24 protein-coding genes are annotated in these 25,006 nt (G+C 70.4%); 15 read left to right on the forward strand and 9 right to left on the reverse strand.

Annotated features, from left to right (window positions below):
* Window positions 1-625 precede the first annotated feature (625 nt).
* The 3 genes from ACFV2J_RS05625 to ACFV2J_RS05635 all read left to right on the forward strand — a co-directional run bounded on the left by ACFV2J_RS05625 (window position 626) and on the right by ACFV2J_RS05635 (window position 2,514).
* On the forward strand, window positions 626-823 hold the full coding sequence (locus tag ACFV2J_RS05625; RefSeq protein WP_385437442.1) for a hypothetical protein: 198 nt from the start codon (window positions 626-628) through the stop codon (window positions 821-823).
* A 137-nt stretch (window positions 824-960) separates the two neighbouring features.
* A complete protein-coding gene (locus ACFV2J_RS05630) occupies window positions 961-2,232 on the forward strand; it encodes an FAD-dependent monooxygenase (RefSeq protein WP_385090646.1) in 1,272 nt (423 codons plus the stop codon).
* Between the two features lie 63 nt (window positions 2,233-2,295).
* The gene (locus tag ACFV2J_RS05635) at window positions 2,296-2,514 is read left to right on the forward strand and encodes a hypothetical protein (protein ID WP_385090649.1); all 219 of its coding nucleotides are present in this window, start codon (window positions 2,296-2,298) and stop codon (window positions 2,512-2,514) included.
* Between the two features lie 168 nt (window positions 2,515-2,682).
* Here ACFV2J_RS05635 and ACFV2J_RS05640 read toward each other — a convergent pair whose 3' ends face one another.
* Both ACFV2J_RS05640 and ACFV2J_RS05645 read right to left on the reverse strand, forming a co-directional pair.
* On the reverse strand, window positions 2,683-3,135 hold the full coding sequence (locus ACFV2J_RS05640; protein WP_385090652.1) for an SRPBCC family protein: 453 nt from the start codon (window positions 3,133-3,135) through the stop codon (window positions 2,683-2,685).
* A 309-nt stretch (window positions 3,136-3,444) separates the two neighbouring features.
* Complete coding sequence (locus ACFV2J_RS05645; protein ID WP_266708321.1) at window positions 3,445-3,600, reverse strand: DUF6131 family protein; 156 nt, start codon at window positions 3,598-3,600, stop codon at window positions 3,445-3,447.
* Between the two features lie 878 nt (window positions 3,601-4,478).
* On the opposite strand from ACFV2J_RS05645, the gene ACFV2J_RS05650 reads away from it, so the two are divergent.
* Genes ACFV2J_RS05650 through ACFV2J_RS05670 form a run of 5 tightly spaced genes read left to right on the forward strand, consistent with a single transcriptional unit; the run spans window position 4,479 to window position 8,755 of the window.
* The gene (locus ACFV2J_RS05650) at window positions 4,479-5,333 is read left to right on the forward strand and encodes an STAS domain-containing protein (protein WP_385090656.1); all 855 of its coding nucleotides are present in this window, start codon (window positions 4,479-4,481) and stop codon (window positions 5,331-5,333) included.
* Window positions 5,330-5,770, forward strand: a complete 441-nt coding sequence (locus ACFV2J_RS05655) for an STAS domain-containing protein (protein WP_385090659.1) — start codon at window positions 5,330-5,332, stop codon at window positions 5,768-5,770. Before ACFV2J_RS05650 ends, ACFV2J_RS05655 begins: the two co-directional genes overlap by 4 nt.
* Window positions 5,767-6,180 (forward strand): anti-sigma regulatory factor, encoded by a 414-nt coding sequence (locus ACFV2J_RS05660; RefSeq protein WP_385090662.1) that lies wholly within the window; start codon window positions 5,767-5,769, stop codon window positions 6,178-6,180. Before ACFV2J_RS05655 ends, ACFV2J_RS05660 begins: the two co-directional genes overlap by 4 nt.
* Entirely contained in the window at window positions 6,177-7,403 is a 1,227-nt protein-coding gene (locus tag ACFV2J_RS05665) for an ATP-binding protein (protein ID WP_385090677.1), read from the forward strand. Before ACFV2J_RS05660 ends, ACFV2J_RS05665 begins: the two co-directional genes overlap by 4 nt.
* Window positions 7,400-8,755 carry a PP2C family protein-serine/threonine phosphatase gene (locus ACFV2J_RS05670; RefSeq protein WP_385437446.1) on the forward strand — a complete coding sequence of 452 codons (1,356 nt, stop codon included), beginning with the start codon at window positions 7,400-7,402 and terminating at the stop codon, window positions 8,753-8,755. The genes ACFV2J_RS05665 and ACFV2J_RS05670 overlap by 4 nt, the downstream gene beginning before the upstream one ends.
* Window positions 8,756-8,799: 44 nt before the next feature.
* On the opposite strand, the gene ACFV2J_RS05675 is transcribed toward ACFV2J_RS05670, so the two are convergent.
* From ACFV2J_RS05675 to ACFV2J_RS05700, 6 genes are all read right to left on the reverse strand, one after another.
* Window positions 8,800-10,047 carry an AI-2E family transporter gene (locus ACFV2J_RS05675; RefSeq protein ID WP_385090668.1) on the reverse strand — a complete coding sequence of 416 codons (1,248 nt, stop codon included), beginning with the start codon at window positions 10,045-10,047 and terminating at the stop codon, window positions 8,800-8,802.
* Between the two features lie 170 nt (window positions 10,048-10,217).
* Window positions 10,218-11,246: an iron-containing redox enzyme family protein gene (locus tag ACFV2J_RS05680; protein WP_385090671.1), complete on the reverse strand. Its 1,029-nt coding sequence runs from the start codon at window positions 11,244-11,246 to the stop codon at window positions 10,218-10,220.
* Window positions 11,243-11,554 carry a CDGSH iron-sulfur domain-containing protein gene (locus ACFV2J_RS05685; RefSeq protein ID WP_385090674.1) on the reverse strand — a complete coding sequence of 104 codons (312 nt, stop codon included), beginning with the start codon at window positions 11,552-11,554 and terminating at the stop codon, window positions 11,243-11,245. The genes ACFV2J_RS05680 and ACFV2J_RS05685 overlap by 4 nt, the downstream gene beginning before the upstream one ends.
* Window positions 11,538-12,227, reverse strand: coding sequence for a HemK2/MTQ2 family protein methyltransferase (locus tag ACFV2J_RS05690; RefSeq protein WP_385437449.1), 690 nt, complete (start codon window positions 12,225-12,227; stop codon window positions 11,538-11,540). Before ACFV2J_RS05690 ends, ACFV2J_RS05685 begins: the two co-directional genes overlap by 17 nt.
* Before the next feature lie 136 nt (window positions 12,228-12,363).
* Entirely contained in the window at window positions 12,364-12,594 is a 231-nt protein-coding gene (locus ACFV2J_RS05695) for a DUF6479 family protein (RefSeq protein WP_385098402.1), read from the reverse strand.
* 474 nt (window positions 12,595-13,068) lie between these two features.
* The gene (locus ACFV2J_RS05700) at window positions 13,069-15,672 is read right to left on the reverse strand and encodes a PA14 domain-containing protein (RefSeq protein ID WP_385086076.1); all 2,604 of its coding nucleotides are present in this window, start codon (window positions 15,670-15,672) and stop codon (window positions 13,069-13,071) included.
* 159 nt (window positions 15,673-15,831) lie between these two features.
* Here ACFV2J_RS05700 and ACFV2J_RS05705 point away from each other — a divergent pair, with 159 nt between their 5' ends.
* From ACFV2J_RS05705 to ACFV2J_RS05725, 5 genes are all read left to right on the forward strand, one after another.
* A complete protein-coding gene (locus tag ACFV2J_RS05705; RefSeq protein ID WP_385086074.1) occupies window positions 15,832-16,845 on the forward strand; it encodes a LacI family DNA-binding transcriptional regulator in 1,014 nt (337 codons plus the stop codon).
* A gap of 144 nt (window positions 16,846-16,989) precedes the next feature.
* Entirely contained in the window at window positions 16,990-18,090 is a 1,101-nt protein-coding gene (locus ACFV2J_RS05710) for an ABC transporter substrate-binding protein (protein WP_385086072.1), read from the forward strand.
* 1 nt (window position 18,091) lies between these two features.
* Window positions 18,092-19,633 carry a sugar ABC transporter ATP-binding protein gene (locus ACFV2J_RS05715; protein WP_385086070.1) on the forward strand — a complete coding sequence of 514 codons (1,542 nt, stop codon included), beginning with the start codon at window positions 18,092-18,094 and terminating at the stop codon, window positions 19,631-19,633.
* Window positions 19,626-20,588, forward strand: coding sequence for an ABC transporter permease (locus tag ACFV2J_RS05720; RefSeq protein ID WP_385086068.1), 963 nt, complete (start codon window positions 19,626-19,628; stop codon window positions 20,586-20,588). The genes ACFV2J_RS05715 and ACFV2J_RS05720 overlap by 8 nt, the downstream gene beginning before the upstream one ends.
* Complete coding sequence (locus ACFV2J_RS05725) at window positions 20,585-21,607, forward strand: ABC transporter permease (protein ID WP_385086066.1); 1,023 nt, start codon at window positions 20,585-20,587, stop codon at window positions 21,605-21,607. The genes ACFV2J_RS05720 and ACFV2J_RS05725 overlap by 4 nt, the downstream gene beginning before the upstream one ends.
* A gap of 36 nt (window positions 21,608-21,643) precedes the next feature.
* On the opposite strand, the gene ACFV2J_RS05730 is transcribed toward ACFV2J_RS05725, so the two are convergent.
* Window positions 21,644-22,402, reverse strand: coding sequence for a DeoR/GlpR family DNA-binding transcription regulator (locus tag ACFV2J_RS05730; protein ID WP_385086064.1), 759 nt, complete (start codon window positions 22,400-22,402; stop codon window positions 21,644-21,646).
* A gap of 74 nt (window positions 22,403-22,476) precedes the next feature.
* On the opposite strand from ACFV2J_RS05730, the gene ACFV2J_RS05735 reads away from it, so the two are divergent.
* Window positions 22,477-23,700 carry an MFS transporter gene (locus ACFV2J_RS05735; protein ID WP_385086062.1) on the forward strand — a complete coding sequence of 408 codons (1,224 nt, stop codon included), beginning with the start codon at window positions 22,477-22,479 and terminating at the stop codon, window positions 23,698-23,700.
* A 264-nt stretch (window positions 23,701-23,964) separates the two neighbouring features.
* Complete coding sequence (locus ACFV2J_RS05740) at window positions 23,965-24,837, forward strand: DUF3626 domain-containing protein (protein ID WP_385086060.1); 873 nt, start codon at window positions 23,965-23,967, stop codon at window positions 24,835-24,837.
* Window positions 24,838-25,006 lie beyond the last annotated feature (169 nt).

Raw genomic sequence — 25,006 nt, forward strand, 5'->3', positions numbered from 1 at the left:
GCCGGAGACCGACCACCGGTCTCCGGCCCGCGGGCGTTTCGGCGGTGCCCCGGCATCCCGGCCCGGGGCAGTGCCTCTTCGTACGCATGATGCGCACGCAGGGTGAGATCCGAAGATGAGGAAGCCTGGTCCGCGCGATCGAGTCGACCTCGTCATCGGCGACGGCCCGGCATCGAAGTCCCGCCACCAGCGCGGCCGGCCGAGGCCCCTGGCCCGACGGCGTCGACACGCCCCCCCTCGACGATCAGATGGCGGCTGCTGTCACTTTTTACCATCATTCCTTTGACTTCACCGGACAGTACTCCTAGGTTGGTACATGCAGGTTTTTGTCCTATTTGTGGGCAAAAGATACGGTCTGACAGTCCGCGCCCCGGAAGGCAAGACGTCCGGCGGCGGACCCGCACACGGGCCGCGTGTCGGCCTCGATGTGCATGGGCGCTCGCTCTCCTGCGCCCGGCAGCGACATCAACCCTCTGGAGAGGGGATCATCATGCGAGCGAACACCTCACGCATTAGGCGAGTGGCCATTGCCGTCTGCACTGCGCCCATCATCGCCATCGCAGCCGGAGTCGGGGCGGCCAGCGCGGCCAGCGCTCCTGCGTCCGCACCGTCGGCGACCTCGTCCGTGCACGAAGACGGCTGGGGTTGGGGCGGCGGTCACGGCGGCGGCTGGGGCTGGGGCTACGACAGCGGCTGGGGCTGGGGCCACGGCGGCGGTTGGGGCGGCGGCTGGGGCGGCGGCTGGGGTGGGGGCGGCTGGGGCGGCGGCGGCTGGGGCGGCGGCGGTTGGGGTGGCGGCGGTTGGGGCGGAGGTGGCTGGTGACCAGTCATTCGCCACGGCTGTCCGTATGACCGGCATGAACTGATGGATCCGGGCGTCCGAGCCCGTGGGACGCCCGGATCTCTGCCGTCACGGGGACGGCATACGTGTGAACGAGGGCGTCGAGGTTGTGAGGCGGGATGAAGATCGTCTGCGTGGGTGGCGGTCCGGCCGGACTGTACTTCGCGATCTCGGCGAAGCTCCGCGATGCCGGACATGAAATCACCGTCCTGGAACGCGATCCGCCCGCGGCCACCTATGGCTGGGGTGTCGTCTACTGGAACGATCTGCTCGACATCCTGCATCACAACGACCCCGAGAGCGCCCGGCAGATCGGGGCCAGGTCCGTCCTCTGGCAGGGCCAGGAAGTGTGCCTGCACGGGGCCGACCACGACGGGACCGCGTACTTCGGCGGCTACGGGTACAGCATGGGCCGCGCGGCCCTGTTGGACGTACTGACCCGGCGGGCCGAGAGCCTCGGTGTGGACGTCCGGCACGGGCGGCAGGCCACGGACTCCACGCAGCTGCCGGAAGCCGACCTCGTCGTCGCGGCCGACGGATCCAACAGCCGGATACGGCAGGCGCACGCCGCGCACTTCGCTCCCCGTGTGGAGGTCGGCCGCAATCCCTACATCTGGCTCGGCACGGACAAGGAGTTCAGCACCTTCGTCTTCTGTTTCGAGCAGACCTCCGCGGGCTGGATCTGGTTCCACGCCTACCCGTCGGTCAAGGGGGTCAGCACCTGCATCGTGGAGTGCTCGCCGGAGACCTGGAAGGGGCTGGGGCTCGACTCCCTCGGTGCCGAGGAGAGCGTCCCGCTGCTGGAGGGGATCTTCCGGCGGACCCTCGACGGCCACTCGCTGATCAGCAAGTCCCGCGGGGAGCCGGCGAGTTGGCAGCGCTTCCCGCACGTCAGCAACCGGACGTGGGTCCTGGACGACACGGTCCTGATGGGCGACGCGGCGCACACCACCCATTTCACGCTGGGGTCGGGAACCCGGCTGGCGATGATCGACGCGATCGTCCTCGCCCACAGCCTCTCGCAGTACCCGGACAAGGCGGTCGCCCTGCGGGCGTACGACCAGCACCGTCGTACCGAACTGCACTCCGTGCAGGCGGGAGCCCGCTCGAGCATGGCTTGGTTCGAACAGCTGGACGACTACCTCGACAGGGACCCGGTGTCCTTCGCGTACGCCATGGCGGTCCGTCAGGGCAACCAGACACCCTGGCGCTACCAGGTGCACCTCGCGACCCAGATCGCCGCGATCCGCAGGGCACGACGGGCCTACGACTCCGGCAGACGCTGGTATCTCACCCGCAGGCGCGGCGAGGCCCCGCTGCCCGCGCTGGGAAGGAACCGGTCCGCCGGGCGTGCGCCGGCCGAGGCGAAGGCGCCGCTGCACACCATCTGACGGTGGTCGAACCCTTGGGCACGTCCGGATGCGAGGGGTGCGGCGTCGCGCGATGCTTGCCGCATGACCGAGCGTGTCGTAGTCGTCAGTGCACTCGTCAAGGGGGAGGGACGCCAGGTGTGCGTTGACGGGGAGAGCATGGGGCCGGCCTTCAGCCTGCGCGGCCTGGCCGAGATCATGCGCCGGGCAGGGTGGACGGATGTCGACGAGATCGACGTGGCGGACTCACCGGTCATCGAGTGGCACGGCGGTGGGCCCGAGGTGTGGTCACGGCAGGCCTGATCGGTCGGACGCGTTGGATGCTGCCAGGACAAGGCGCGGGCGCGGGCGCGTCGGACGCTTCCAGGACCAGGCGCGTCGGACGCTTCCAGGACCCGCACGCCCCGGCCCGCATCCACCGGCAGGTTCGCGGTCACCGACCCGCCGGGGCCGGCGCCGATCACGACCGCGTCAGGTATGGCGGGTCAGTTCGTGCCGCTGCTCCACGATCCTCGCCAAGCGGGCCAGCATGCCCCGGTGACGGAGTTGCAGCAGCGCTTCGGTCGCAGGGTTGTGCAGGGTGCCGCCCAGGCCTCGCAGGGGGTGTTCGTCGCAAATGACGAGGGTCTCGTCCCCCCACGGCCGCAGTTCGAGGAAGATCCTCGCGCTGCCCAGTGACTTGAACGAAGCCTCGAGTTCGAGCTCCCTGCCCGTCTCGCTGTGCCGGATGGTCGTGACCCCGTCCGTCGACCAGGGCCCCACCCGCAGTGTGTACCGAATGCGGGACCCGATCTCGGGCCAGGACTGATCCAGGGGCGTGGACCGGGAGGGCCCGACCACCCAGTCGCCGTAGCGGGTCGGGTCGGCGAGCACCGCCCACACGGCGGGCGGGGGACTGTGGACGAGCTGATGACGGACAGCCATACGACGGGACCTCCTGCCGGGAGGGACGGCCGAGGGTGACAGCCAGGGAGTTCCGAGCGGCGGCTCGGTCGACCTGGGATGTTGTGAGCCGTGGCTCGCCCACGGCCTGGCGGCGGCCCACTAGTGCCACCTTCTTCGCGCGGTCCTCGTCAGCGGGTCCTGTGTCCCGTGGGCCCGCCGGGCGGCCCCTGCGGGTCGATGCCGGTGGTCACCGGCCTGTCCGCCTCTTCTGCGCCGGCTGGGGACCGTGTCCGCTCCGGGGATCGCGGAACTCCCGGCGCCGATGTTTTGGTCACTACCAGTGCTCGGCTACCAGTAGTGCTTGCGTCCGCCGACGCCGTGGCCCAGGGAACCCACGATCCACAGGACGGCCCCGATGACGACCAGGATGACGCCGATGGTCCACAGGATGCTGATTCCGGTGACGAAGCCGATGACGAGAAGAATGACGCCGAGGACGATCATGGAGTCCTCCGGTTTCGCTGTGATGGCTCTTTCCGACCCAGGGTAGGCACGTTCGCGGACTTCCCGCGCAGTGGTGCACACGCAACGGATTTCGTCGCAGACGGTCGTTTCCGAGTCCGAGGCACGCCCGATCCGGAAATCGCGAGAGGAAGAACCCTCAATCCGTGAGGTGACGCCGCCGACAGCACACGACTTCCCCTACGGACCCGGTGTCCTCTGACCACGTCGGTTTCGGGAACACGATGTGCGCGTCGGGCCGACCTGGCGGATGATGTTCCCATTGCCGGTTCTGTCCTCGTATTCGGAGGACCACGCCGCATCGGCGTTTCCCCGTGTCGAGGACGGGCACTCGGTTCAGGTATCCGAGAGATGTCGGGTATGCGGAAGACGACGGAAGAGCCGGGCTTCGAAAGGGCTGGCGCAGGAAGAAGATGAAGTGTTGTGAGCACTGAGGTCAGCAGGAAGATCGCCACGCGTCGGCTGCCGGAGACGGGCTGGGCGGAAGCGCGCCGTCGGCACGGGAGCGGAGTACGTACCTGCGTTCCTGCGACAGCCGCCCTTGCCGCGCGGCGGGACCAGGCGGACAGTCCCGAGGGGAACATCGTCAGAGGCGAGGACTGAACCCCCGTTCAGGGAACGGTGCGTAGGCCGGTGAGGAGCGTGACTTCCTCACCGGCCCTTTTCTTTTGCGGTGCGACGGTGCTTCCGGACGCGAGGAATATCTCGGTTTCAGGCACGGCATTCCGGGCAGCCACATCCCTCGCTCCGGCTGTCCAAACGCTGTTCGTCCCCGCCATGCATCGGGGGCCACTCGACTCACCCTGATGGCCTAAGGTTCCGAGGGGACCGCTTGGTCTCCTCTAAGAGGGGTGTGCTCCGTGGCTGGTGAGGGCGTTTCGGACCGTTTGATCGGGCTGCTGTCCGTCCGAGGTGAGGATCTGGGCGCCGACTGGGCGGACAAGGTCACCGGTTCGCTGGGCGGGCGGGTGAGCCGCGCGGAGGTCCACCGCGAGCTTCAGGAGATCTACGCCGCTCTGGTCGCCGCGCTGGGCAGCGGCAGTGTGGACGGACGGGGTGAGGAGTTCGGCGAGGTACGAGCCCTGCTGACCGAGCTGTCGCGCAACCGGGCCCTACAGGGTTTCACGCCCATCGAGACCGCCGTGAGCGTGTACGCGCTCAAGGAGGTCCTGGAGCCGTCGCTGGGCGGTGAGGGCGCCGACCTGCAGGCGTATCTGCGGTTCGCCGCACTGCTGGACACCCTGGGCCTGTTCACCATCGAGGTCTACACCCGTACCCGCGAGGAGCTGATCTCGGCGCAGGCCGAGCAACTGCTGGAACTGTCCACGCCCGTCGTGAAGCTGTGGGACGGCGTGATCGGTGTGCCCCTGGTCGGCACCCTGGACTCCGCGCGCACCATGGTGGTGATGGAGAAGATGCTGCAGGCGCTGATCGACACCGGCTCCGAGCAGGCCATCATCGACATCACCGGCGTTCCCGCGGTGGACACCGAAGTCGCCCAGCACCTGCTGAAGACGGTGGTGGCGGCCCGGCTGATGGGCGCCGAGTGCACCATATCCGGCATCCGACCGCAGATCGCCCAGACGATCGTGGCCCTGGGCATCGACTTCGGTGACATCGTCACCAAGGCCACCCTCGCCGACGCACTGCGACACGCCCTGCGCCGCTCCGGCATCGCGTTCTCGCGTACGGCCCCGCAGGCCGGTACCCGGTGAGCGAACGAGTCCCGGTACTCCAGATCGGGCAGGTGCTGCTCGTGTCCATCCAGACCGACCTGGACGACCAGGCGGTGATGCTGCTGCAGGACGACCTCGCGGCCATGGTGGTGGAGTCCGGCGCGCACGGGGTGGTCATCGACATCACCGCCGTGGAGATCGTCGACTCCTTCGTCGGCCGGATGCTGGCCACCATCGCCTCCATCTCCCGCCTGCTCGACGCGCAGACCGTCGTGGTGGGCATGCGCCCGGCCGTCGCCATCACCCTGGTCGAGCTCGGCCTGTCACTGGGCGGAGTCAGGACCGCGCTGACCCTCGACAAGGGACTGCGGGTACTGGAGCAGGCCCACGCCGGCGCGAAGGGCGCAACCGACACCAACTCCCCGGCCGGAACCGGTTTCGAGGGCATCGCGCCGGATGCCGCGGCCGGCCGGTGAGTGGCGCCCCCCGGGGTCCGGAGCTACTGGAGATCACCGCCAACGCAGGGGTGGTACAGGCCCGGCAACTGGTGCGCACGCTGGCCCAGGAGTGCCGGTTCTCCCTCGTGGAGCAGACCAAACTCATCACCGCCGCCAGTGAGCTGGCCCGTAACACCCTCGTCCACGGCGGCGGCGGCACCATGACCGCCCTGCTCGTCGAGGAACGCGGCCGACGCGGCGTACGCCTGGTTTTCACCGACCAGGGACCAGGCATCGCGGACGTCGACCTCGCCCTGACCGACGGCTGGACCTCCGGCAGCGGCATGGGACTGGGCCTGTCCGGTTCCAAGCGACTGGTCGACGACTTCGTCCTGGACACCGCGCCAGGACAGGGCACCACCGTCACCATCACCAAGTGGGTCCGATGATGACGGTCGGCCCGCCGCGGCTGGTGGACTGCGAGGACGTCGCCTGGTTCCGCGACCAGCCCGAAGCCGCCCGCGGCGCCGCGGCCGCCCTGGGCCGGCGCATCGGTCTGGGCGATCAGCGCACCGCCGAGCTGGTGCTGGCGGTGGCCGAACTGACGACCAACATCACCAAGCACGCCGTCGACGGCTCCCTGCTGCTGCGGGTGCTGCGCAACCAGGCCGTGGCCGGCGTGGAGGTGGTGGCCGTGGACGGCGGTCCCGGGATGGCGGACGTCCCGGCCGCCCTGCGGGACGGCATGTCGACCGTCGGCACCCTCGGCATCGGCCTCGGCGCGGTCCAGCGACTGGCGGACACCTTCGACATCCATTCCCAGCCGGGCGTCGGCACCGTCCAACTGGCCCGGTTCTGGCCGCGCCCCTCGCACCCCTCGGTCGCCGGCGAGCCGGGCGTGGGAGGAATCACCCGGCCGATCGGAGGCGAGCAGGTCTGCGGCGACGCCTGGGCCGCACGCACCGACACCGGCGAGCGGGCGACACCGCCGGAGGACGACGGAGCCACGCGTCCGGCCTCATCCGGCACCGCGCCCCACGACTGGTCGGCCCTGACCGACACCCGCCCGCCGTCCGAGCGCGCACGAAGGGACCCGAAACGTACGGACGCCTTCGTGCGCCCGGGGGCGAGAGGCCGTTCCGCGCCGGTGCGCGCCGCCGTCGCCGGGCCGGGCGACGGCCTTCTGGTCATGTCCTGCGACGGTCTGGGCCACGGCCCGATGGCCGCCCTGGCCGCACAGGCGGCCGTCCAGGCCTTCCGCACCGGGGCCGCGCGGACCCCCGAGCAGGCGATGCAGCAGGTGCACCGGGCGATGCGCGGCACCCGCGGCGCCGCCGTGGCCATCGCGCGCCTGGAGCCGGACGGCCGGCTGCTGTTCTGCGGCGTCGGGAACATCACCGCCGCCCTGGTCACCGCCACGACCCGCACCACCCTGCTCTCCCATCCCGGTATCGCCGGACACCAGATACACCAACTGCGCACCTACGAACACCACTTGCCCGCCCACGGAATCCTGGTGATGCACTCCGACGGGCTCAGCGAACGCTGGACCGCCGCCGACCTGGCCGGCCTGCTGCACCATCCGCCCGCCGTGATCGCCACTGGTCTGCTGCGCCACGCCGGGACCCGCCGCGACGACGCCAGCGCGGTGATCGCCAAGGCGGCCTGGTGAGCGCGGCCGCCCCGCGCCACCGCGACCACACCCCTCTGCTGGTCACGCCGATCGGCACCGAACGCGATGTGTTCGCACTGCGCCGCCAGGCCAAGACCATCGCCCAAGCCGTCGGTCTGGACAGCCGGGACCAGGTACGCCTGGCCACCGCGCTGAGCGAACTGGGACGGGATCTACTGCGCCCCACCGCCATGACCGCCGCCTTCACCATGCAGCGGCAACCGGCCGCACTCCAGGCCATTTTGCAGTGGCGCGACGACCGCGCACCCAGCGGCGAGTCGCTGGCCGCCGTCACCCGGCTCCTGCCCCAGACCCGCCACGAACCCGCCCCCGGCGCCCCGGGCCGGCCGGTCCGGGCCGGCGGCGGCCGGATCGAGATCACCTGCCTCGTTCCCGAACCCGCCGCCCGGGACCTGAAGGTGGAGCAGGTCCTCGCCCTGCTGCGGTCCGACCGTCCGACGAGCGCGATCGACGACCTGCGGGCGCAGACCGGGGATCTGATCGCCGCGCTCCAGGAAGCCCACGCCCAACGCGACGAACTGGAGCGGCTCAACGAGGAGTTGACCGAGACCAACGCCGGGGTGATGGCCCTGTACGCGGAACTGACGGTCGAGCACAAGGACGTGGTGGAACGCTTCGGCCAGGAACACGAGCTCGCCCTGGCCCTGCAACGCACCTTTCTGCCCGCCACTTTGCCCCGGATCCCCGGGACGGAGATCGCCGTCCGCTATCTGCCCGCCGCGTCCATGACCGAGATCGGCGGCGACTTCTACGAAGCCATCGACACCGAGCGGGGACTCCTGCTCGCGGTCGGCGACGTGGTCGGTCACTCCCTTCAGGCCGCCATGGTCATGGGCGAACTGCGCCACGCCCTGCGTGCCTACGCAGCGCAGGACCACCCTCCGCACGTCCTGCTGGAGCACCTGGACCATCTTCTGGGTCTGCACCAGCCCGGGTGGACCGCCACCGTGTGCATCGTGCTGATCGAGCCCGGCAACAGGCGGCTGCACGTCGCCAACGCCGGCCACCTGCCGCCCCTGCTCCTCGCTCCCGGCGCCAAGCCCCGCTACCTGCGCGAACACGGCCCCCTGCTGGGCCTGAGACTGCCGCAACCCGTCGCCGTCAGCCACTCCGTCGAGCCGGGCAGCCAACTCCTCATGATCACCGACGGGTTGGTCGAAACCCGCGACAGCAACCTGTTCGAACGCCTGGAACTCCTGAGCAGCGCCGCCGCGGCCGGTCCCGAGGAACCCGACGCGTTGTGCACCGAACTGCTGGAGACCTTCGGCGCGGACTCGGAGGACGACATCATCGTCTTCGCGGCCCGCCTGCACCCACCTGAACTGCCCTGATCCCACGCCGATGACGTACCACCAGCGGCGTGGTTCAAGAACACCTACTCACCGTCGACGGCCGCCGCGGCCGTCGCGTCCTGCCCGTCGTCGCCCGCGTTGGCATGAAGATGACCCACCACCGTGTTCACGACGGCGACCAGCGGTACGGCGACCACGGCACCGCCGATCCCGGCGACCAGACCACCGGTGGCGACGGCCAGGACCACCGCGAGGGGATGGACCCGGACGGCCTGCCCCAGGATGAAGGGCTGGAGCACATGCCCTTCGATCTGCTGCACCAGGAGCACCACCAGCAGGACCATGAGCGCGGTGAACACGCCCTGCGTGACCAGGGCGACCACGACCGCGATCGCCCCGGAGGCGACGGCACCGACCAGCGGCACGAACGAGCTCAGGAAGATCACCACACCGATGGGGACCGCGAGGGGCACGCCTAGGAAGTAGATGCCCACCCCGATGAAGAGGGCGTCGATGAACGCGACGATCATCGTCCCGCGTGCGTACGCGGTGAGTGTCCGCCAGGCCCGCGGACCCGCGGAGGACACTCCCGGCCGGGCCTCGGCCGGGACCAGCTTGAGCGTCCACTGCCAGATGCGCCTGCCGTCGTACAGCAGGAACAGGGTGGAGAACATCGTCAGCAGCATGCCGGTGAGGACCTCGGCCACCACGGTGACCCCTTGGAGGCCCGTAGAGGTGAGCTGACTCGTGCTGCCGATCGCGTCGCTCAGATTCTTCGCGCCGTCGTTGATCTGCTTCTCGGTCACATGGAACGGGCTCTGGAGCAGCCACTGCTTCAACTGCTCGACACCGTCCTGGAGACGGCCGGACAACGAGTCGACGTTGTCGAGCACCTGCCATACGACGAACCAGCCGACCAGCCCCAGGACGAGGAATCCGCAGATCGCCGTGACCGCGGTGGCCAGCCCCCGGGGGAGCCCGCTGCGCTGAAGCCGGGAGACCGTCGGCTCGAGCAGGGCGGTGATCAGCAACGCGACGACGAAGGAGAGGACGACCAGCCGTACGGAGCCGATCACCCGCATCAGCACCCAGACCGAGGCGGCCAGGACCAGGAACCGCCAGCCGGCCTCGGCCGCCACCCGCATGCCCCAGGGAACCGCGCCGGCCGGGTCCGGGGTGCGGGGGCGGACCCGCTGGACCTCCGCCGGCCGCTCCCGGCGGGCCATCGCCTCGTGGTCCGCGTCCTGGGCCGCCCGGGCCTGCGCACGGCGTTCACCGAGCGTGGCCGCGCCGTCCTTCACGCGATCGAGCCATCCGTGGATCCGGGGCATCCGGCACCTTCCTTTGCTTCGCTGGCCTTCTGCCCCCGTTCCGATCGATCAGCCACGCTGCGCGACGTCGGCCTCGCGGGCCGGCGCCGCGGCAGGGGCGCGAGGGCCGGGGGACGGCGGCGGGCCGGCTCGCCGGCACGGTCGTATGCGACGGGGCGGACCGGGGCGGGTCAGTTCCCCGGCAGGGGCGTACGCAGAGCGGACAGCCCCCGCTCCCACGCGGCGTCGATGTGGGCGGTGAGCCGGTCCTCCAGCAGGAGGGTCGCCGCGCAGCCGAAGGCGATGTCGGCCTCCAAGCCCGGTTCGTCGGCGAGGAGGCCCCCGATGACCTCGTGGCGCACGACCTGTTCGTGGACGGCGTCGGCCTCGACGTGCTCGGCGTAGAAGTGCTCGGCCGCGGGCCCCGCCCCGCACCTGTGCATCGCCCTGGCGAGACGCCGGGAACCGGGGGAGGAGGTGACCTCGACGCAGGCGAAGTGACCGACGAGCGCACCGCGCAGCGCCCGGTGCAGGCCGAACAGCGACATCAGATTCACAGTGGCGAGGAGCGGGGCGGGTGCCTGGTCCAGGTAATGGCCGTACGTGGGATCGAGGCCCAGGTCGACCATCAGGTCGGCGTAGAGACGGGCGTGGATCCGGTCGGCGCGGCCGGCGCCGAACTCGTCGTACTCGATGGCGACCATCGCGGCCTTGGCCCGGCCGGTCAGACGCGGGATCACCCAGGCGTGCGGATCGGCCTCCTTGAGGTGGTAGAGCGAACGCAGCGCGGCGTACTCGCGCAGTTGCCAGAGCTCGCCGGTCGTCTCGAGCCGGTGACTGAGGCTGCCCGTGAGGTCCACCGGTTCGACGAGCAGCGGCGCGAAGGCCTCCTCGACGGTCCGGGGGGAGTGGGCGAGGCGGGACCGCAGCGCGCTCAGGAACCGCGTCTCCAGGCTTCCGCGCAGGCGCAGCAGTTCCGGATCCCATTCCCGGTCGTCGCCGACGCCTTCGAAGCCCCGGTAGTGCGGTTCGTACAGCAGGTGCAGGGCGAGCTGAAGGTCCTCGCCCCAGGGATCGGCCCCCGGTACCGCGTCCGTTTCGTACGCGGGAGGCAGACCCGTACGCAGGGACGCGACGACCGCCCGTGACAGTTCGCCCCGCCCCTCGACCAGGCGGGCGCCGGCCGCGGACGGGGAGGCGGTGGGGCCGGGCGCGGTCATGAGGAGTTCCTGTCATCCGGAGAATGCCTGGTCGCGGGGGTGTCATGGCCCTCACGGGCCTGCCGTGCGCGTTCGGCGGGGGCGGCCTTCTCACGGTGCCGGTGGCTGGTGTCGCACCAGGGGTACGAGCGGCTGCGGCGGCAGGTGCAGATCGCGACCATGAAACGGTCCGAGCGGGCGACGGTGCCGTCGTCCAGGACGATCTCCACCGGCCCCTCGACCAGGACGGGCCCCTGTGGTTCGACGCTCACCCGTCGGGCGCGGCTGACCGGTTCGGCACCGGTGGCGTGGTCAGGCTGCCTGGGCACGGATGATCACCAGTTCCTCGCGCTCTTCGCCGGCGTCCGCGAGTCCCCGCTCCTGGAGCCAGGGCCGGCGTGAGCGCAGCACCGGCCCCCAGGGAACGGACGCCCGCACGGTCGTCCGCCCGGTCAGCCCCGCCTGTCTTAGTCGCCTCAGCGTGTTCTCGGTCCCGCACATGGCGGAGTGCACCATGAGCAGGACGCCTCCGGTGCGCATCAGGGCGGGTGCGCTCGCGCAGATCCGGTCGATGACGAGCCGGCCGTCGGGGCCGGCGTCCCAGGCGCGCGCAGGACCGCCGGTCGGCAGCGCGATCTCCGGCGAGGGGACGTAGGGGGGATTGGCGAGGACGATGTCGTAGCGTCTGCCGTTCGTACCGGCCGCGAAGTCCCCGTGCAGGACGCGCAGGGGCAGGCCCTGCCGCAGGGCGTTGAGCCGGGCGGTGGTCACCGCCCGCCAGGACACGTCCACGGCGGTGACCCGTGCGCCTCTCGCTGCCGCGCTCAGCGCCAGGACCCCCGTGCCGGTGCCGATCTCCAGGACCTCCGTCACCGGGTGCAGATCTTCCATCGCCAGGGCGTCCGCGAGGAGACGGGTGTCGGCCTGGGGCCGGTACACACCCGGCAGGGCCAGCAGACCCGTGGGGAGTGTCGATTCTCGAGTCGCAGTCGTGGCGGGCACCGCGTACCTCCCGATTCTGTGCGTCCGCGGCGCGGAGCTCGGTGGGTGAGGTGTCCGTCCGAGCGGGGCCGCGCGAGGTTCCACGGGTCCTGAGGCACTCGTGGCGATCCTCGGGTGAGTGACGAGCCTGGAGCTGTCAGTGCCGTGGCTGTCGGTCGGTGTCGTCGTCGGGGGTCTGCCAGGAGTCCTGTCGGGCAGCCGCCTGTGGGTTCTGATCGGCTGGGGCGGCGCCGGGATCCTGGCGGCGTGCGGTGCGCCGGCTGCCGTACCAGAACGCGCCGATCAGGAGGGCGGCCAGCACGAGGCCGGCGACGACCAGGGGCAGCGACGACGAGCCGTCGGCCGCGAGCACGTGTGAAGAGATCATGGCGGCCGTCTACCCGTTCTCGGGTGGCCCTCACGGATGACGAACGCGTATTCCGCCGGGGGAGATCGTTCGTCACGCACGGTGAGGGGGCGCGGTGGCCGGGAAATCCCGCGGCGCGGGCCCCGCCGTGCGGGCTCGCGAGCGTCGCCGCACGCGGTCCGCGACGGCCACGGCGCCCGCCGTGCCGCACGCGACCGCCAGGGCACCCGCCCTGCCGCAGGCACCCGCCGTGCCGCACGCGACACACGACACACGACACACGACACCCATGGCACCGCCGCGGCTCTGGCCCGACCGCCATGCGCCCGCCCCGGATCCCCGGGTCAAGGTCATGGACCTCGGCGGGACGGAATCGGCACGGTCCGTTCCCCCGTACCGCGGGGAGCGGACCGTGCCGATGACCCGTCATCGGGTCGGATCAGAACGGGGCGCGCACGGAGAGGCGGACAGGCGTCGGCCCAGCGCGCCCCGCCGTCAGGAGCAACCCGCCGGCGTCGGTTGCGACGCGTCGTGGATCAGCGCGTCCTGGGCCGCCTTCAGCCGCTTCACATCGGGCTTGACCACCTTGCGGTCGTACGTCATCAGCCCGTTCAACTCGCCCTCCACATCCGAGATCTGGGTGTAGACGGCGCCGTTGCCGCCCTTGCAGGCGAGCTTGTGCACCTCGTCCAGGCGGGCCAGATAGTCATCGGTGTACGTCGCCGGGTCCACGTCCACGTAGGACTGCTGCACCGACCAGGCGTGACCGGGCACCGCGAGACCGAGGCCACCGTACTCACCGCTGACCAGAGCACGTTTCCCGTCGGGATGCGGTGGCAGCGCGGGGCTCGGATAGCCGTGCTCGTCGATGATGTCGCCGGTTCCGCCGTCCACGCCGAGGTTGATGCCCGACATGGAGTTGACGAGGCGTGTCGGGTCCCAGGACTTGGCCTGGTCGGCGATGCGGGCCTCGTCGTACTGGCCCCAGCCCTCGTTGAAGGTCACCCACATGACGACCGACGGGCTGCTGATGTGCTCGTCGATCATCTGCTTCATCTCGCGCTCGTACTCGGCGCGGGACGCGGCGTCCGGATCGACCCCGGCCGTCATGGCGGGCATGTCCTGCCAGACCATCAGGCCGAGCCGGTCCGCCCAGTAGAACCAGCGGTCGGGTTCCACCTTGATGTGTTTGCGGACCGCGTTGAAGCCCATCCGCTTGTGCATCTTCAGGTCGTACGCCAGCGCCTCGTCGGTCGGCGCGGTGTGCAGGCCGTCGGGCCAGAAGCCCTGGTCGAGGGTGGCCATCATGAAGACGGGTTTGCCGTTGAGGACGGTGCGCGGGGTTCCGTCCACCTGTTCCACGGCGATCGACCGCATCCCGAAGTAGCTGCCGACGCGGTCGGCGCCGACGGTCACCTTCAGGTCGTAGAGGAAGGGGTCGTCGGGCGACCAGAGGTGCGGGTCGGTGATCTTCAGGGTGAGTGGCTGTCCGGTGCGGCCGGTCGCGGTGGCGACCCTGCGGTGTCCGGCGTACGCGGTGGCGGTGACCGGCACTCCGTTCCGGACGCCCTGCGGCTCGACGGTGAGCCGGCTGTTCTTGACGTCGGGCGTCAGCTTGAGCGAGTCGACGTGGTCGGTGGCGACCGGTTCCATCCACACCGTCTGCCAGATGCCGGAGGACGGGGTGTACCAGATGCCGCTGGGGTCGAGACGCTGCTTGCCCACCGGCGGGTTCTCGCCGCCCTGCGCGTCGGTCGGGTCGTAGACGCCGACGATCAGTTCCTGGGTGCGGCCCGGCTTCAGCGCGGCGGTAACGTCGGCGCCGAACTTGTCGTATCCGCCCTGGTGTTCGGTGACCTTGGTGCCGTTGACGTAGACCTCGGCCCGCCAGTCGACGGCGCCGAAGTTGAGCCGCAGGCGCTTGCCCGAGCCGATCCGCCAGTCCTTCGGGACCGTGAAGGTGCGGCGGTACCACATGCGGTCCTCGTGCCGTTCGATGCCGGAGAGCTGGGACTCCACGGGGTAGGGCACGAGGATCTTCTCGGCGAGGTTCCTGCCGACCGGCGGTTGGTCGCCCGCCTTGGCCGCGGCGAACTGCCAGGACCCGTTCAGGTTCTGCCAGTCGTCCCGGGTGAGCTGGGGCCGGGGGTACTCGGGGTGGGCGTTGCGCGGGCCGACGTCGTCCGCCCACTTCGTGCGCAGCTGGTAGGTGGAGTGGTTGGAACCGCTGCTCCAGAAGGCGCTGACAACGTTGCCGTTCGTCCCGGAGAGGCCGCCCTTGCCGTCGTAGCGCAGATCGGCGGTGCCCCGGGCCGTGCCGGTCCTGTTGCCGACGACGGGTTCCTTCAGGCCGACGAGCAGGGACTTCGGGTCGGCGGGGTCCAGTTTCGCGGTGGACAGAGGCCACTTGGCGCCGCCGATGACCGCCTCGACGTGGTCGGTGAGACCGGCCGGGGGCGCGGTGAGCGCCTGCGCGAAGTCGAGGCGCAGGGTGCGGCCGTCCCGCTGGACCGTGGTGGCGATGGCGCCGTCGTAGGCGTATCCGTCGGGCAGCCGGAGCGCCGACTGCGGGACGGCCGTCTTGGTGCCGCCCGGCGGGGTCCAGCGCAGGTGGAGGTTGGAGCCGCCGAAGTGCTCGAAGTACTCGACCTTGATGTCGTAGGCCTGTCCGGCGGTCAGGTCGAGGGGCTGGGAGGTCTGTTCCCGGTCCCAGTCGTCGACCCAGTGGTCGATGGCCAGGTGCCCGTCGACCCACAGCCGGAAGCCGTTGTCGCCGATGATCGAGAAGGTGTGGGCGCCGGTCTTCTCCGGGACGATCCGGCCGGTCCAGCGGACGTTGACGTCGTCGGACTGTCCGGTGGCGAAGGCGAGTCGCGGCTCCAGGTTGTCGAAGTCGAGGTTGGTGTCGAATCCGGTGGCCTTGAGCTCGTGGAAGTCGAAGGCGCCGGGGGCGGACTGGGTGTAGTACTCGCCTTTCAGGCCGTGGACCTCCACGGGCTCGCCGGCGGCCGTCGCGGCCGGGGCGGCGGTGAGCCCCGCGATGCCGAGCACGGCGGCGAGCAGGAGTGCCAGTTGAGTTCGGAGTCTTCTGATGCGCACGGATCCTCCTTGGCTGAGGAAGGGTGGCGGCTCGTTGCTTCAGTCTGTACAACGTTGGAAGGAACGGGAGTTGGCATCACAGCACGGGTCCCGGCCTCTGTCCAGGGTCATGACAAACGACCTGGTGGCAGAGGCGCACATCGATGGAGAGGAGATCCCTTGCGGGTCAGCCTGAAGGACGTCGCGGAGCGCGCCGGCGTCTCGATCAAGACGGTTTCGAACGTCGTGAACAACTATCCGCACGTCACCCCGGCCATGCGGGCCCGGGTCCAGGAGGCCATCGACGAGCTGGGTTACCGGCCGAACCTCACGGCGCGCAGCCTGCGCAAGGGCCGCACGGGCATCATCGCCCTCGCCATCCCCGAGCTCGGCAACCCGTACTTCGCCGAGCTGGCGGGAGCCGTCATCGACGCCGCCGCCGAGCACGAGTTCACCGTGCTCCTCGACCACACGCGGGGCGACCGGGAGCAGGAGGTGCTGGTCAGCCAGGGTTTCCGGGCCAACGTGATCGACGGTCTGATCCTCAGCCCGCTGGAACTCGAGGCCGAGGACCTGCGCTCCCGCACCGACGACGTGCCGCTCGTGCTGCTCGGCGAGCGGGAGTACGAGCTGCCCTACGACCACATCGCGATCGACAACGTGGCGGCCGCGCGCAGTGCGGTACGCCATCTGCTGGGCCGCGGACGCTCACGGATCGCCTATCTGGGGGCCCGTACGGATTCGGCCAACCGGCCCGCACATCTGCGGCTGGCGGGCTGGCGCGAGGAGCTGACGGAGGCCGGTGTGCCCGCACCCGACGACCTGGTGGTGCCGGTGGGCGGCTGGGACCGGGACGAGGGCGCGCGGGGGATGGCCCGGCTGCTGGATTCCGGGGTGCGTCCCGACGCGGTCTTCGCGTACAACGACCTGGTCGCGATCGGTGCGATGCGGGTGCTGCACGAACGTGGTCTGCGGGTGCCGTGGGACGTGGCGGTGGTCGGTTTCGACGACATCGAGGAGGGCCGGTTCGGTGCCGTCACGCTGACGACGATCTCGCCGGACAAGCAGGCCATCGCACGGATGGCGGTGGCCTCCCTGCTGCGCAGCCTGTCGGGCCGTACCGAGCCCGGGGGACGTGAACTGACCGCGGAATTCAGGCTCGTGGAGCGCGAGAGCACCCTGGGGCGGCGCTGACGGGATTTCGGACCGAAGGCTTTACAGCCTCCTTCCAACGATGTAAAAACCTCCCCGGAACGACGTGTACACCGAGTTGACCGCAAGAGCCGATCATCCCCCGGGAGCGCTCTCAGCGCCGGGGCCGCGCCGTTTGGGGACTCCATGAAGCCGATCGCACCTCGTCACCGCACCGCCGCCAGGACCCTCCTCGCCACCGGCCTCATCACGAGCCTCGCGCTCGTCTCCGGGTGCGCGAAGTCGGAGAAGGACTCCGCCGGCAAGGACAAGAGCTCCACCAGCCAGGGCGACTCGGGGCAGGTCGTCGCCTCGCCGTCCACCGGCTCCGGCCCGACCTGCGCCATAGACGCCTACGGCGCGCAGAAGACCGATCTGAAGACGGCCACCGTCGGCTTCTCCCAGTCCGAGAAGGAGGCCAACCCCTTCCGGATCGCCGAGACCGCGTCGATCAAGGCCGAGGCGAAGCAGCGGGGCGTGAAGCTGCTGACGGCCAACGCCCAGTCGCAGTTCTCCAAGCAGATCAGCGACGTCCAGGACCTCATCGCCAAGGGCGCCGACCTCCTGGTGATCGCACCGCTCAACTCGGACGGCTGGGAGCCGGTCCTGCGCTCGGCCTCCGCCAAGCACATCCCGATCATCACCATCGACCGCAAGATCAACGCCGCGGCCTGCAAGGACTACGTGAGCTTCATCGGCTCCGACTTCGTCGAGCAGGGCAAGCGCGCCGCGGACCGGATGATCGAGGCGACCGGAGGCAAAGGCGAGATCGCCATCCTGCTGGGCGCCGCGGGCAACAACGTGACGACCGAACGCACCAAGGGCTTCGAGGAGCGGGTCAAGGAGAAGGCACCCGGCCTCAAGATCGTCTTCAAGCAGACCGGCGAATTCGCCCGGGAGAAGGGCCAGTCGGTCACCGAGAACCTCATCCAGTCCAAGCCCGGCATCACCGGGATCTACGCCGAGAACGACGAGATGGGACTCGGGGCGGTCAACGCCCTCAAGGGAGCCGGCAAGCAGCCGGGCGCCGTGAAGATCGTGACGATCGACGGCACCCGCAACGCCGTCCAGGGCATCGTCGACGGCTGGATCGACGGCGTCGTCGAGTCCAACCCCCGCTTCGGGCCGCTCGCCTTCCAGACCCTGGACACCTTCACCAAGGGTGAGAAGGTCTCCCAGGACATCGTCATCCAGGACAGCGAGTACACCACGGCCAATGCCAAGTCGGACCTGGGCAGGGCCTACTGACATGCTGTCGGTCACCGGTCTGTCGAAGACCTTCCCCGGCGTGAAGGCCCTGTCCCAGGTGGACTTCACGGCCCGCGCCGGGGAGGTGCACGCACTCATCGGCGAGAACGGCGCGGGCAAGTCGACCCTCATCAAGGTCCTCACCGGGGTCTACCAGCCCGACGAGGGTGAAGTGACGTACAACGGGGCCCCGGTCCGCTTCGCCACACCGCTGCACGCGCAGCACGCGGGAATCTCCACCATCTACCAGGAGGTCAACCTCGTCCCCCTGATGACCGTGGCCCGCAATCTCTTCCTCGGCCGCGAGCCCCGCAACCGGCTGGGCCTGATCGACTTCCGGCGCATGCACCGGGACGCGGACGCGGCACTGCGCGAGCTCGGACTGCGCGTCGACGTACGCCGCCCGCTGCGTGAACTGGGCGTCGGCGCCCAGCAGATGGTGGCGCTCGCCCGCGCGGTCTCCGTCGACGCCCGCGTGGTCGTCATGGACGAACCCACCTCCTCGCTCGAACCGCGCGAGGTCCGGACCCTGTTCGGGGTGATCCGGATGCTGCGCGAGCGGGGCATCGCGGTGATCTACGTCAGTCACCGGCTCGACGAACTGTACGAGATCTGCGACGCGGTCACCGTGCTGCGCGACGGCAAGGTCGTGCACACCGGCCGCATCGCCGAACTCGACCGGCTCAGGCTCGTGGCGCTGATGCTGGGACGGGAGATCACGGACGTACGCGAGGACGGCCTCACCAAGTTCGCCGGCGGTCATCAGACCGAGACCGAACCCGTGCTCCAGGCAACGCAGCTGACCGTACGTCACCAACTGGACGCGGTGTCGGTCTCCGTCCGCCCCGGCGAGGTCGTGGGACTCGGCGGCCTGCTCGGATCGGGCCGTACCGAGACCGCCAAGGCCATCGCCGGCGCACTGCCCACCGACTCCGGGCGGGTCGTCGTGGCGGGCGTGCGCGTACGCACCGGCTCGACCCCCGCCGCGATCCGCGCGGGCATCAGCCTGCTCCCCGAGGACCGCAAGGCCGAGGGCATCGTGCCGGGCCTCTCGGTCCGCGAGAACATCGCGCTCGCCGCGCTGCCCGGCCTCTCGCGCTTCGGCCTGGTCGACGAGGCACGCATCGACCGGATCGTCGAGACCTTCATGAAGCGGCTGCGCATCAAGGCGGCCGGGCCCCACCAGAAAGTGGGCGAACTGTCCGGCGGCAACCAGCAGAAGGTCCTGCTGGCCCGCTGGCTGGCCATGCAGCCCAAGGTCCTGCTGCTCGACGAGCCGACCCGGGGCATCGACGTCGGCGCCAAGGCGGAGGTGCAGAAACTGATCGACGAACTCGCCGACGACGGACTCGGCGTCCTCCTCATCTCCTCCGATCCGGAGGAACTGATCGAGGGCAGCGACCGGGTGATCGTCCTCAAGGACGGCGCGGTCGTCGAGGAACTGACCGGCGACGCCGTCACCGAGGACCGGCTGATGCGCGCCATAGCCGCCGCGCCCGCGGACACGGGGACCGGCACCGGCCCGGGAGGCCACGATGACTGACCTGACGCTGGGCCGGGTGACCGCGGACCGCGACCGACTGCTGCGCCTGCTCCAGGAGTACGGCGTCTACCTGGGTGTCGTGGTCCTGTTCCTGGTCAACACCGTCTTCACCCCGCACTTCCTGTCCACCGAGAACTTCCGCACCCAGGCCGTCCAGGTCGCCCCGGTCCTGATCGTGGCGCTCGGCATGGCGCTGGCGATCGGCAGCGAGGGCGTCGACCTGGCGGTGGGCTCGGTCATGGCCCTGTCCACCTCGCTCCTGTCCCTCTACCTCGGCTACGGGCCCTGGATCGCCATCCTGATCGCCCTCGTGGGCGGTGCCGTGATCGGTGTCGCGAACGGCTCGCTCATCGCCTTCGTCGGCGTCCAGCCGATCGTCGCGACCCTCGCCCTGATGGTCGCCGGGCGCGGGCTGGCCCTGGTGCTCCTTCCTCAGCTCAAGGACGTCCACGATCCGGCCATGGCGTCACTCGGCTCGGGCGACGTCCTGGGCATCCCGTACCTGGTGTTGATCGCCGCGGCCCTCGCGCTGCTCGTCGCCTTCGTCGTGCGTCGCACCACCTTCGGCCGGCAGCTCCTGGCCATCGGGGACAGCCGCCCGGCGGCCCGGCTCGCCGGACTGCCGGTGCGCCGCGTGCTGATCCTGGTGTACGTCTGCTCCGGCGTCCTCGCCGCGATCGCGGGCGTGCTGGCCACCGCCCGGCTGACCGCGAGCGACCCGACCTCGCTCGGCAACCTCATGGAACTCTCCGCGATCACCGCGGTCGTGGTCGGTGGCACCCCGCTGAGCGGAGGCCGCGTCCGCATCGGTGGCACGGTCGCCGGCGCCGTCCTGATCCAGTTGCTCACCACCACGCTCATCAAGCACGATCTGCCGCCGTCGTGGACCCAGATCGCGCAGGCCGCGGTGATCGTCCTCGCCGTCTACGCGGCACGGGAACGAGGAAAGCGATGACGACCGACGTGGACACTCCGGTGAGCGCCAAGAGCACGGCCGAGGAAGAACCCGCCGGCGCCACCCGCTCCGAGCGGCTCAGCGCGCTCGCCCAGCAGCACGGCGCCCTGGTCACCCTCGTCGTCGCGATGATCGCGGCCTCGCTGAGCTTCGACACCTTCCTGACCGGCGACAACCTGGAGAACATGGCGCTCTCCTCGGCGTTCCTCGCCGTGGTCGCCCTCGGGATGACCTTCGTCATCGTCACCGGTGGCATCGATCTGTCGGTGGGTTCCCTCTTCGCCCTCGGCGGGGTGCTGGCCGCCTGGGGATCGCAGTACGGAACGGCGGTGGCGCTGCTGTTGCCCCTGGCGGTGTGCGGGCTGATCGGGCTCGTCAACGGACTGCTGATAGCCCGCTCCCGACTGGCTCCGTTCATCGTCACGCTGGCGGCGATGCTGGGCGCGAGGGGCCTCCTGCTCTCCGTCACCGACGAGGGCTCGAAGACGTATCTCGTGGACAAGGACTCGTTCTTCGCGAAACTCGGCCAGGACACCGTGTTCGGTGTCGGCGTGCCCGTGTGGATCACCCTCGCGCTGTTCGTGCTCGGCGCGGTCGTGCTGCGGCGCACCCGTTTCGGGCAGTACGTCTACGCGGTCGGGGGGAACGAGGACGCGGCGGCGCTGATGGGCGCCCCCGTGGCCCGTACGAAGATCTCCGTCTACACGCTCTCCGGGCTCTGCGCCGGGCTCGCCGGGGCGCTCAACGCGGCCTGGTTGGTGTCGGGTGTGACGATCCTCGGTTCCGGCATGGAACTGGAGGCGATCTCCGCGGTGGTGATCGGCGGCACGCTGCTCACCGGAGGGTTCGGCTTCATCAGCGGTTCGCTGGTGGGTGTCCTGCTGCTGAAGGTCATCCAGAACGTCATCAACCAGATCGGTTCACTGGACTCCGCCTACCAACAGGTCGTCAGCGGAGCCTTCCTGGCCGTGGTGGTCATCGCGCAGACGTGGCTGGGACGCAGGCGGCGGGTGCTGTGAGGGCGGGCCGACGGCTCGCCCACGGTGATCGGCGCGTCACACCTTCCGTACGGTGACGCCCGCCGCGGTGAACGCCTCGGTCTCGTCGTCGGGAGCGGACCGGTCCGTCACGACGGCGTGCAGGGCGGAGGCAGGCGCGACGAAGGCGAGAGCGGTGCGGGAGAGCTTGGCGGCTTCGGTGACGGCGATGACACGACGGGCGGAGGCGATCGCGGCGCGCTTGACCGCGGCGTCGGCGAGGTCGTAGGCGGTGAGGCCGTCCGCGACGGTCAGGCCGCAGCACCCGACGACCGCGGTGTCGAACCGCAGGGCGGCCAGCGACGCCTCGGTCAGCGGGCCCGTCAGTGCCAGTTCGCCGGTACGCGGTTCCCCGCCGGGCAGCAGGAGCTTCAACTGAGGGGCGCCGGTCAGCGCGTTGGCCGCGTGCAGGGACAGCGGCATGACGGTCAGCCGGCGCTGATGGAGGGCGCGGGCGACCTCCAGACAGGTGGTGCCGCTGTCGACGACGACCGACTCGCCGTCCGCGATCAGTGCGGCGACCTCGGCGGCGATGCGCCGTTTGACCTCCAGCCCGTCCTGGGCCCGCAGGGCGAACGGCGGTTCCTCTCCGCGAAGGAGCAGGCTCCGGGCCCCGCCGCGATATCGCTCCAGGACACCCTGGTCGGCCAGGACCTCCAGATCGCGGCGGATGGTCATCTCCGAGGCGCCCGTGAGCTCGGCCAGTTCCGCGACGCTCAGCCGGCCGCTCCCGCTCACGGCATCGGCGATCTTCTTCAGCCGCTCTGCGCTCATCATGCCCCCATGAGATCACCTGAGACGATCGCAATGCAAGCTTTCGAACATCGATGTTGTTCGTTATGTTCGTTCCCATGAACAAAACCCTGCGGGCCGGCCGACTGGCCACGTTCGCCTTCTTCGCCGTCGTCGGCTTCGACATGGGGATGTGGATCGTCCACATCCCCGCCATCGAGCAGCGCGTCGGCATCAGCCACGCGGTACTCGGCTGGCTTCTGCTGCTGCTCGGTGCCGGCGCCTTCACGGGGATGCAGCTCATCGGCCCGCTCACCGACCGCTTCGGTGCCCGCACCGTGGTGCCCGTGAGCGCGGTGCTGTGCAGCTCCGCCCTGGTCCTGCCGGGCTTGGCGACCGACGTCTGGACACTGGGCGCCGCACTGGCGCTGTTCGGCTTCGCCAGCGGCTGCCTGGACGTGAGCGTCAACACCCACGCCGTACAGGTCGAGCGCGGATACCAGCGCCCCGTCATGTCCGCCTTCCACGCGCTCTTCTCCATCGGCGGTGTCGCCGCTTCGCTCGTCGGCGCCTTCACCCTGACCCGCGGCTGGAGCCCGGCCACCACCCTGGGCGCCATGTCGCTGCTCAGCCTGGCCGTCACCGCCCTCGCCGCGCCCGCCCTGCTGCGCCCAGACCCTGCCCATGACCTCACCGCCACCGCGCCCCAGGGCGTCAAGGCCCGGCGCGGAACACCCCCGCGCATCTGGATACTCGCCGCGCTCGCCTTCACCCTCATGCTCTGTGAGGGCGTCGCCAACGACTGGAGCGCGCTGCATCTCAAGGACGTGCTCGACGCGCCCGCCGCCACCGCCGCCCTCGCCTATGGCGTGTACGCCACCGCCATGACCACCGGCCGGCTCCTCGCCGACCGGGTGGCCGCACGCCTGGGCACGGTCGCCGTGCTGCGCTACGGCTCGGCCCTCGCCGCACTCGGCATGACCCTGGCGGCACTCGCGCCCGACGTCCCCGTCGCGCTGGCCGGTTGGACCGTCTTCGGCGCCGGTCTGTCCGGCTGCATCCCCCAGCTCTTCAGCGCCGCCGGTCACGCCGATCCTGCCGCCGCCGGAGCCAACGTCTCCCGGGTGTCCGGCCTCGGATACCTCGGCATGCTCGCCGGACCCGCGGTGATCGGGCCGCTGACCGAGGTCGTCCCGCTCAACCTCACGTTCTTCCTGCCGGTGACCTTCTGTGTCGTCGCCAGCGTCACCGCCCGCATCCTCAGGGCCGAGCCGGGGACACCGGCCAAGGTCGAGGACGGGACCGAGGAGGCCGACCGCGAGACGGCAGCGTGCCAACTGTAGGAACGCGCGGGGGTGTTGGCGCGGGTGAGGGGTGCCTGCCGGCGAGCGCGGTGCGGCAGCGTCTGTAGGCGCAGGCGCAGGCGCAGGCGCAGGCGCCTAGGCAACCGTCCAGGGCAGCGGTGGGTTGCGTGTTGCCGAAGTACGGCCGCAGGCAGTCCCGTTCCGCGAACAGGGCGCGGTCGAAACGGATGGGCACGCGGGAGACACCTCCCCGGCGTGCAAATTGAAGTGCGCTGCCGGCCGCGGCCCGTGCAGACTCCACGCATGGGTGCTGATATCGCCGTGTCGCCTCAGGAGAGAGCTCTGCGACATGTCGCGGCTTCGTCCAGCGGGGAGCCGCTCCCTCGTGACCTGCGGGTGACGATGCACTTTCATCCCGACCGAGCCGCGGGGAACCTCCCCATCCTGGTGCGGATGGCGGAGGACGGTGTCTACCGGTCGCAGTTCGTGACAGGGACGAGCAACGGGGGACTGACCGCTCATCCGGGCGGCGACCGGTGGCGCTGGGAGAGCCGCATCTTCGCCGGAGCGTACGACGAGGCCCCGGCCGACCAGCGGCCCGTGTACGGGGCGTTGAACCACCGTCGTGATCCGCACGGGGGCGCGCCGCGGTTCGGTTCCTCGTACTTCAGACTGACGGCGGCGACGCTCGCGCGCTCCACGTTCTGCTACCCCGACAGCTCCGCCGAACCTTCCGCTTTCGGTGTCGCCAGGTGCTGCTCACTCATCGAGCTCGCCGACGCGGCGGACACGGACCCCCTGGACCGCCACATCGAGGCACAGATCCACGGCCCGGTCGGATTCGCGGGTGACGTGGAGGCACTGGTGCTGGACCCCAGCTATCGCGGAACGGAGGTCGAAGCCGCATCGCGCCGGCTGCCGTGCCCGGTCGAATGGCATCCCGGATTCCGGCTCGAGGTGGCCGAACTGCGACGCCATCCCGGCTACCGCGGGCAGGCGTACGTGGACCTGGGGACCGAGATCGCCGTCAGCGGCCGGCTCACTCCCCGGATCATCGGAGACGCCGCCCGCTCGGGCCGCTACGCCCTCCAGGACCTCAAGAAGGTCTGGCACTGCCTCGCCCGCTTCGGCGAGCCCGGCGGCCGCCTCCGGGGCGAGCCATCGCGGGGACGGTGATCCGGCCAGGTGATCCGGCCACGGGTGCCCGCCGCCCACCTGCTGCGAAACCCGCTCCGCGCGTGGCCGACGTCCCCCGGCGCTTGATCAATACCCCCGGTTGCGTGCCCCGCGGGATGCGGACAGCATGTTGCGGGAGCAGAGGAATCGGTTTGCTCTTCTTGCACAG

It is taken from the genome of Streptomyces sp. NPDC059668 (assembly GCF_042734135.1).
In the GTDB taxonomy this organism is placed as follows: Bacteria; Actinomycetota; Actinomycetes; order Streptomycetales; family Streptomycetaceae; genus Streptomyces.

What these genes read in the sequence shown, in the direction of transcription:
- ACFV2J_RS05630 (WP_385090646.1), top strand. Translation starts at nt 961, where the DNA reads ATGAAGATCGTCTGCGTGGGTGGCGGTCCGGCCGGACTGTACTTCGCG.
- ACFV2J_RS05635 (WP_385090649.1), top strand. Translation starts at nt 2,296, where the DNA reads ATGACCGAGCGTGTCGTAGTCGTCAGTGCACTCGTCAAGGGGGAGGGA.
- ACFV2J_RS05640 (WP_385090652.1), bottom strand. Translation starts at nt 3,135, where the DNA reads ATGGCTGTCCGTCATCAGCTCGTCCACAGTCCCCCGCCCGCCGTGTGG.
- ACFV2J_RS05645 (WP_266708321.1), bottom strand. Translation starts at nt 3,600, where the DNA reads ATGATCGTCCTCGGCGTCATTCTTCTCGTCATCGGCTTCGTCACCGGA.
- ACFV2J_RS05665 (WP_385090677.1), top strand. Translation starts at nt 6,177, where the DNA reads ATGATGACGGTCGGCCCGCCGCGGCTGGTGGACTGCGAGGACGTCGCC.
- ACFV2J_RS05675 (WP_385090668.1), bottom strand. Translation starts at nt 10,047, where the DNA reads ATGCCCCGGATCCACGGATGGCTCGATCGCGTGAAGGACGGCGCGGCC.
- ACFV2J_RS05680 (WP_385090671.1), bottom strand. Translation starts at nt 11,246, where the DNA reads ATGACCGCGCCCGGCCCCACCGCCTCCCCGTCCGCGGCCGGCGCCCGC.
- ACFV2J_RS05695 (WP_385098402.1), bottom strand. Translation starts at nt 12,594, where the DNA reads ATGATCTCTTCACACGTGCTCGCGGCCGACGGCTCGTCGTCGCTGCCC.
- ACFV2J_RS05710 (WP_385086072.1), top strand. Translation starts at nt 16,990, where the DNA reads ATGAAGCCGATCGCACCTCGTCACCGCACCGCCGCCAGGACCCTCCTC.
- ACFV2J_RS05715 (WP_385086070.1), top strand. Translation starts at nt 18,092, where the DNA reads ATGCTGTCGGTCACCGGTCTGTCGAAGACCTTCCCCGGCGTGAAGGCC.
- ACFV2J_RS05720 (WP_385086068.1), top strand. Translation starts at nt 19,626, where the DNA reads ATGACTGACCTGACGCTGGGCCGGGTGACCGCGGACCGCGACCGACTG.
- ACFV2J_RS05725 (WP_385086066.1), top strand. Translation starts at nt 20,585, where the DNA reads ATGACGACCGACGTGGACACTCCGGTGAGCGCCAAGAGCACGGCCGAG.
- ACFV2J_RS05730 (WP_385086064.1), bottom strand. Translation starts at nt 22,402, where the DNA reads ATGATGAGCGCAGAGCGGCTGAAGAAGATCGCCGATGCCGTGAGCGGG.
- ACFV2J_RS05735 (WP_385086062.1), top strand. Translation starts at nt 22,477, where the DNA reads ATGAACAAAACCCTGCGGGCCGGCCGACTGGCCACGTTCGCCTTCTTC.
- ACFV2J_RS05740 (WP_385086060.1), top strand. Translation starts at nt 23,965, where the DNA reads ATGGGTGCTGATATCGCCGTGTCGCCTCAGGAGAGAGCTCTGCGACAT.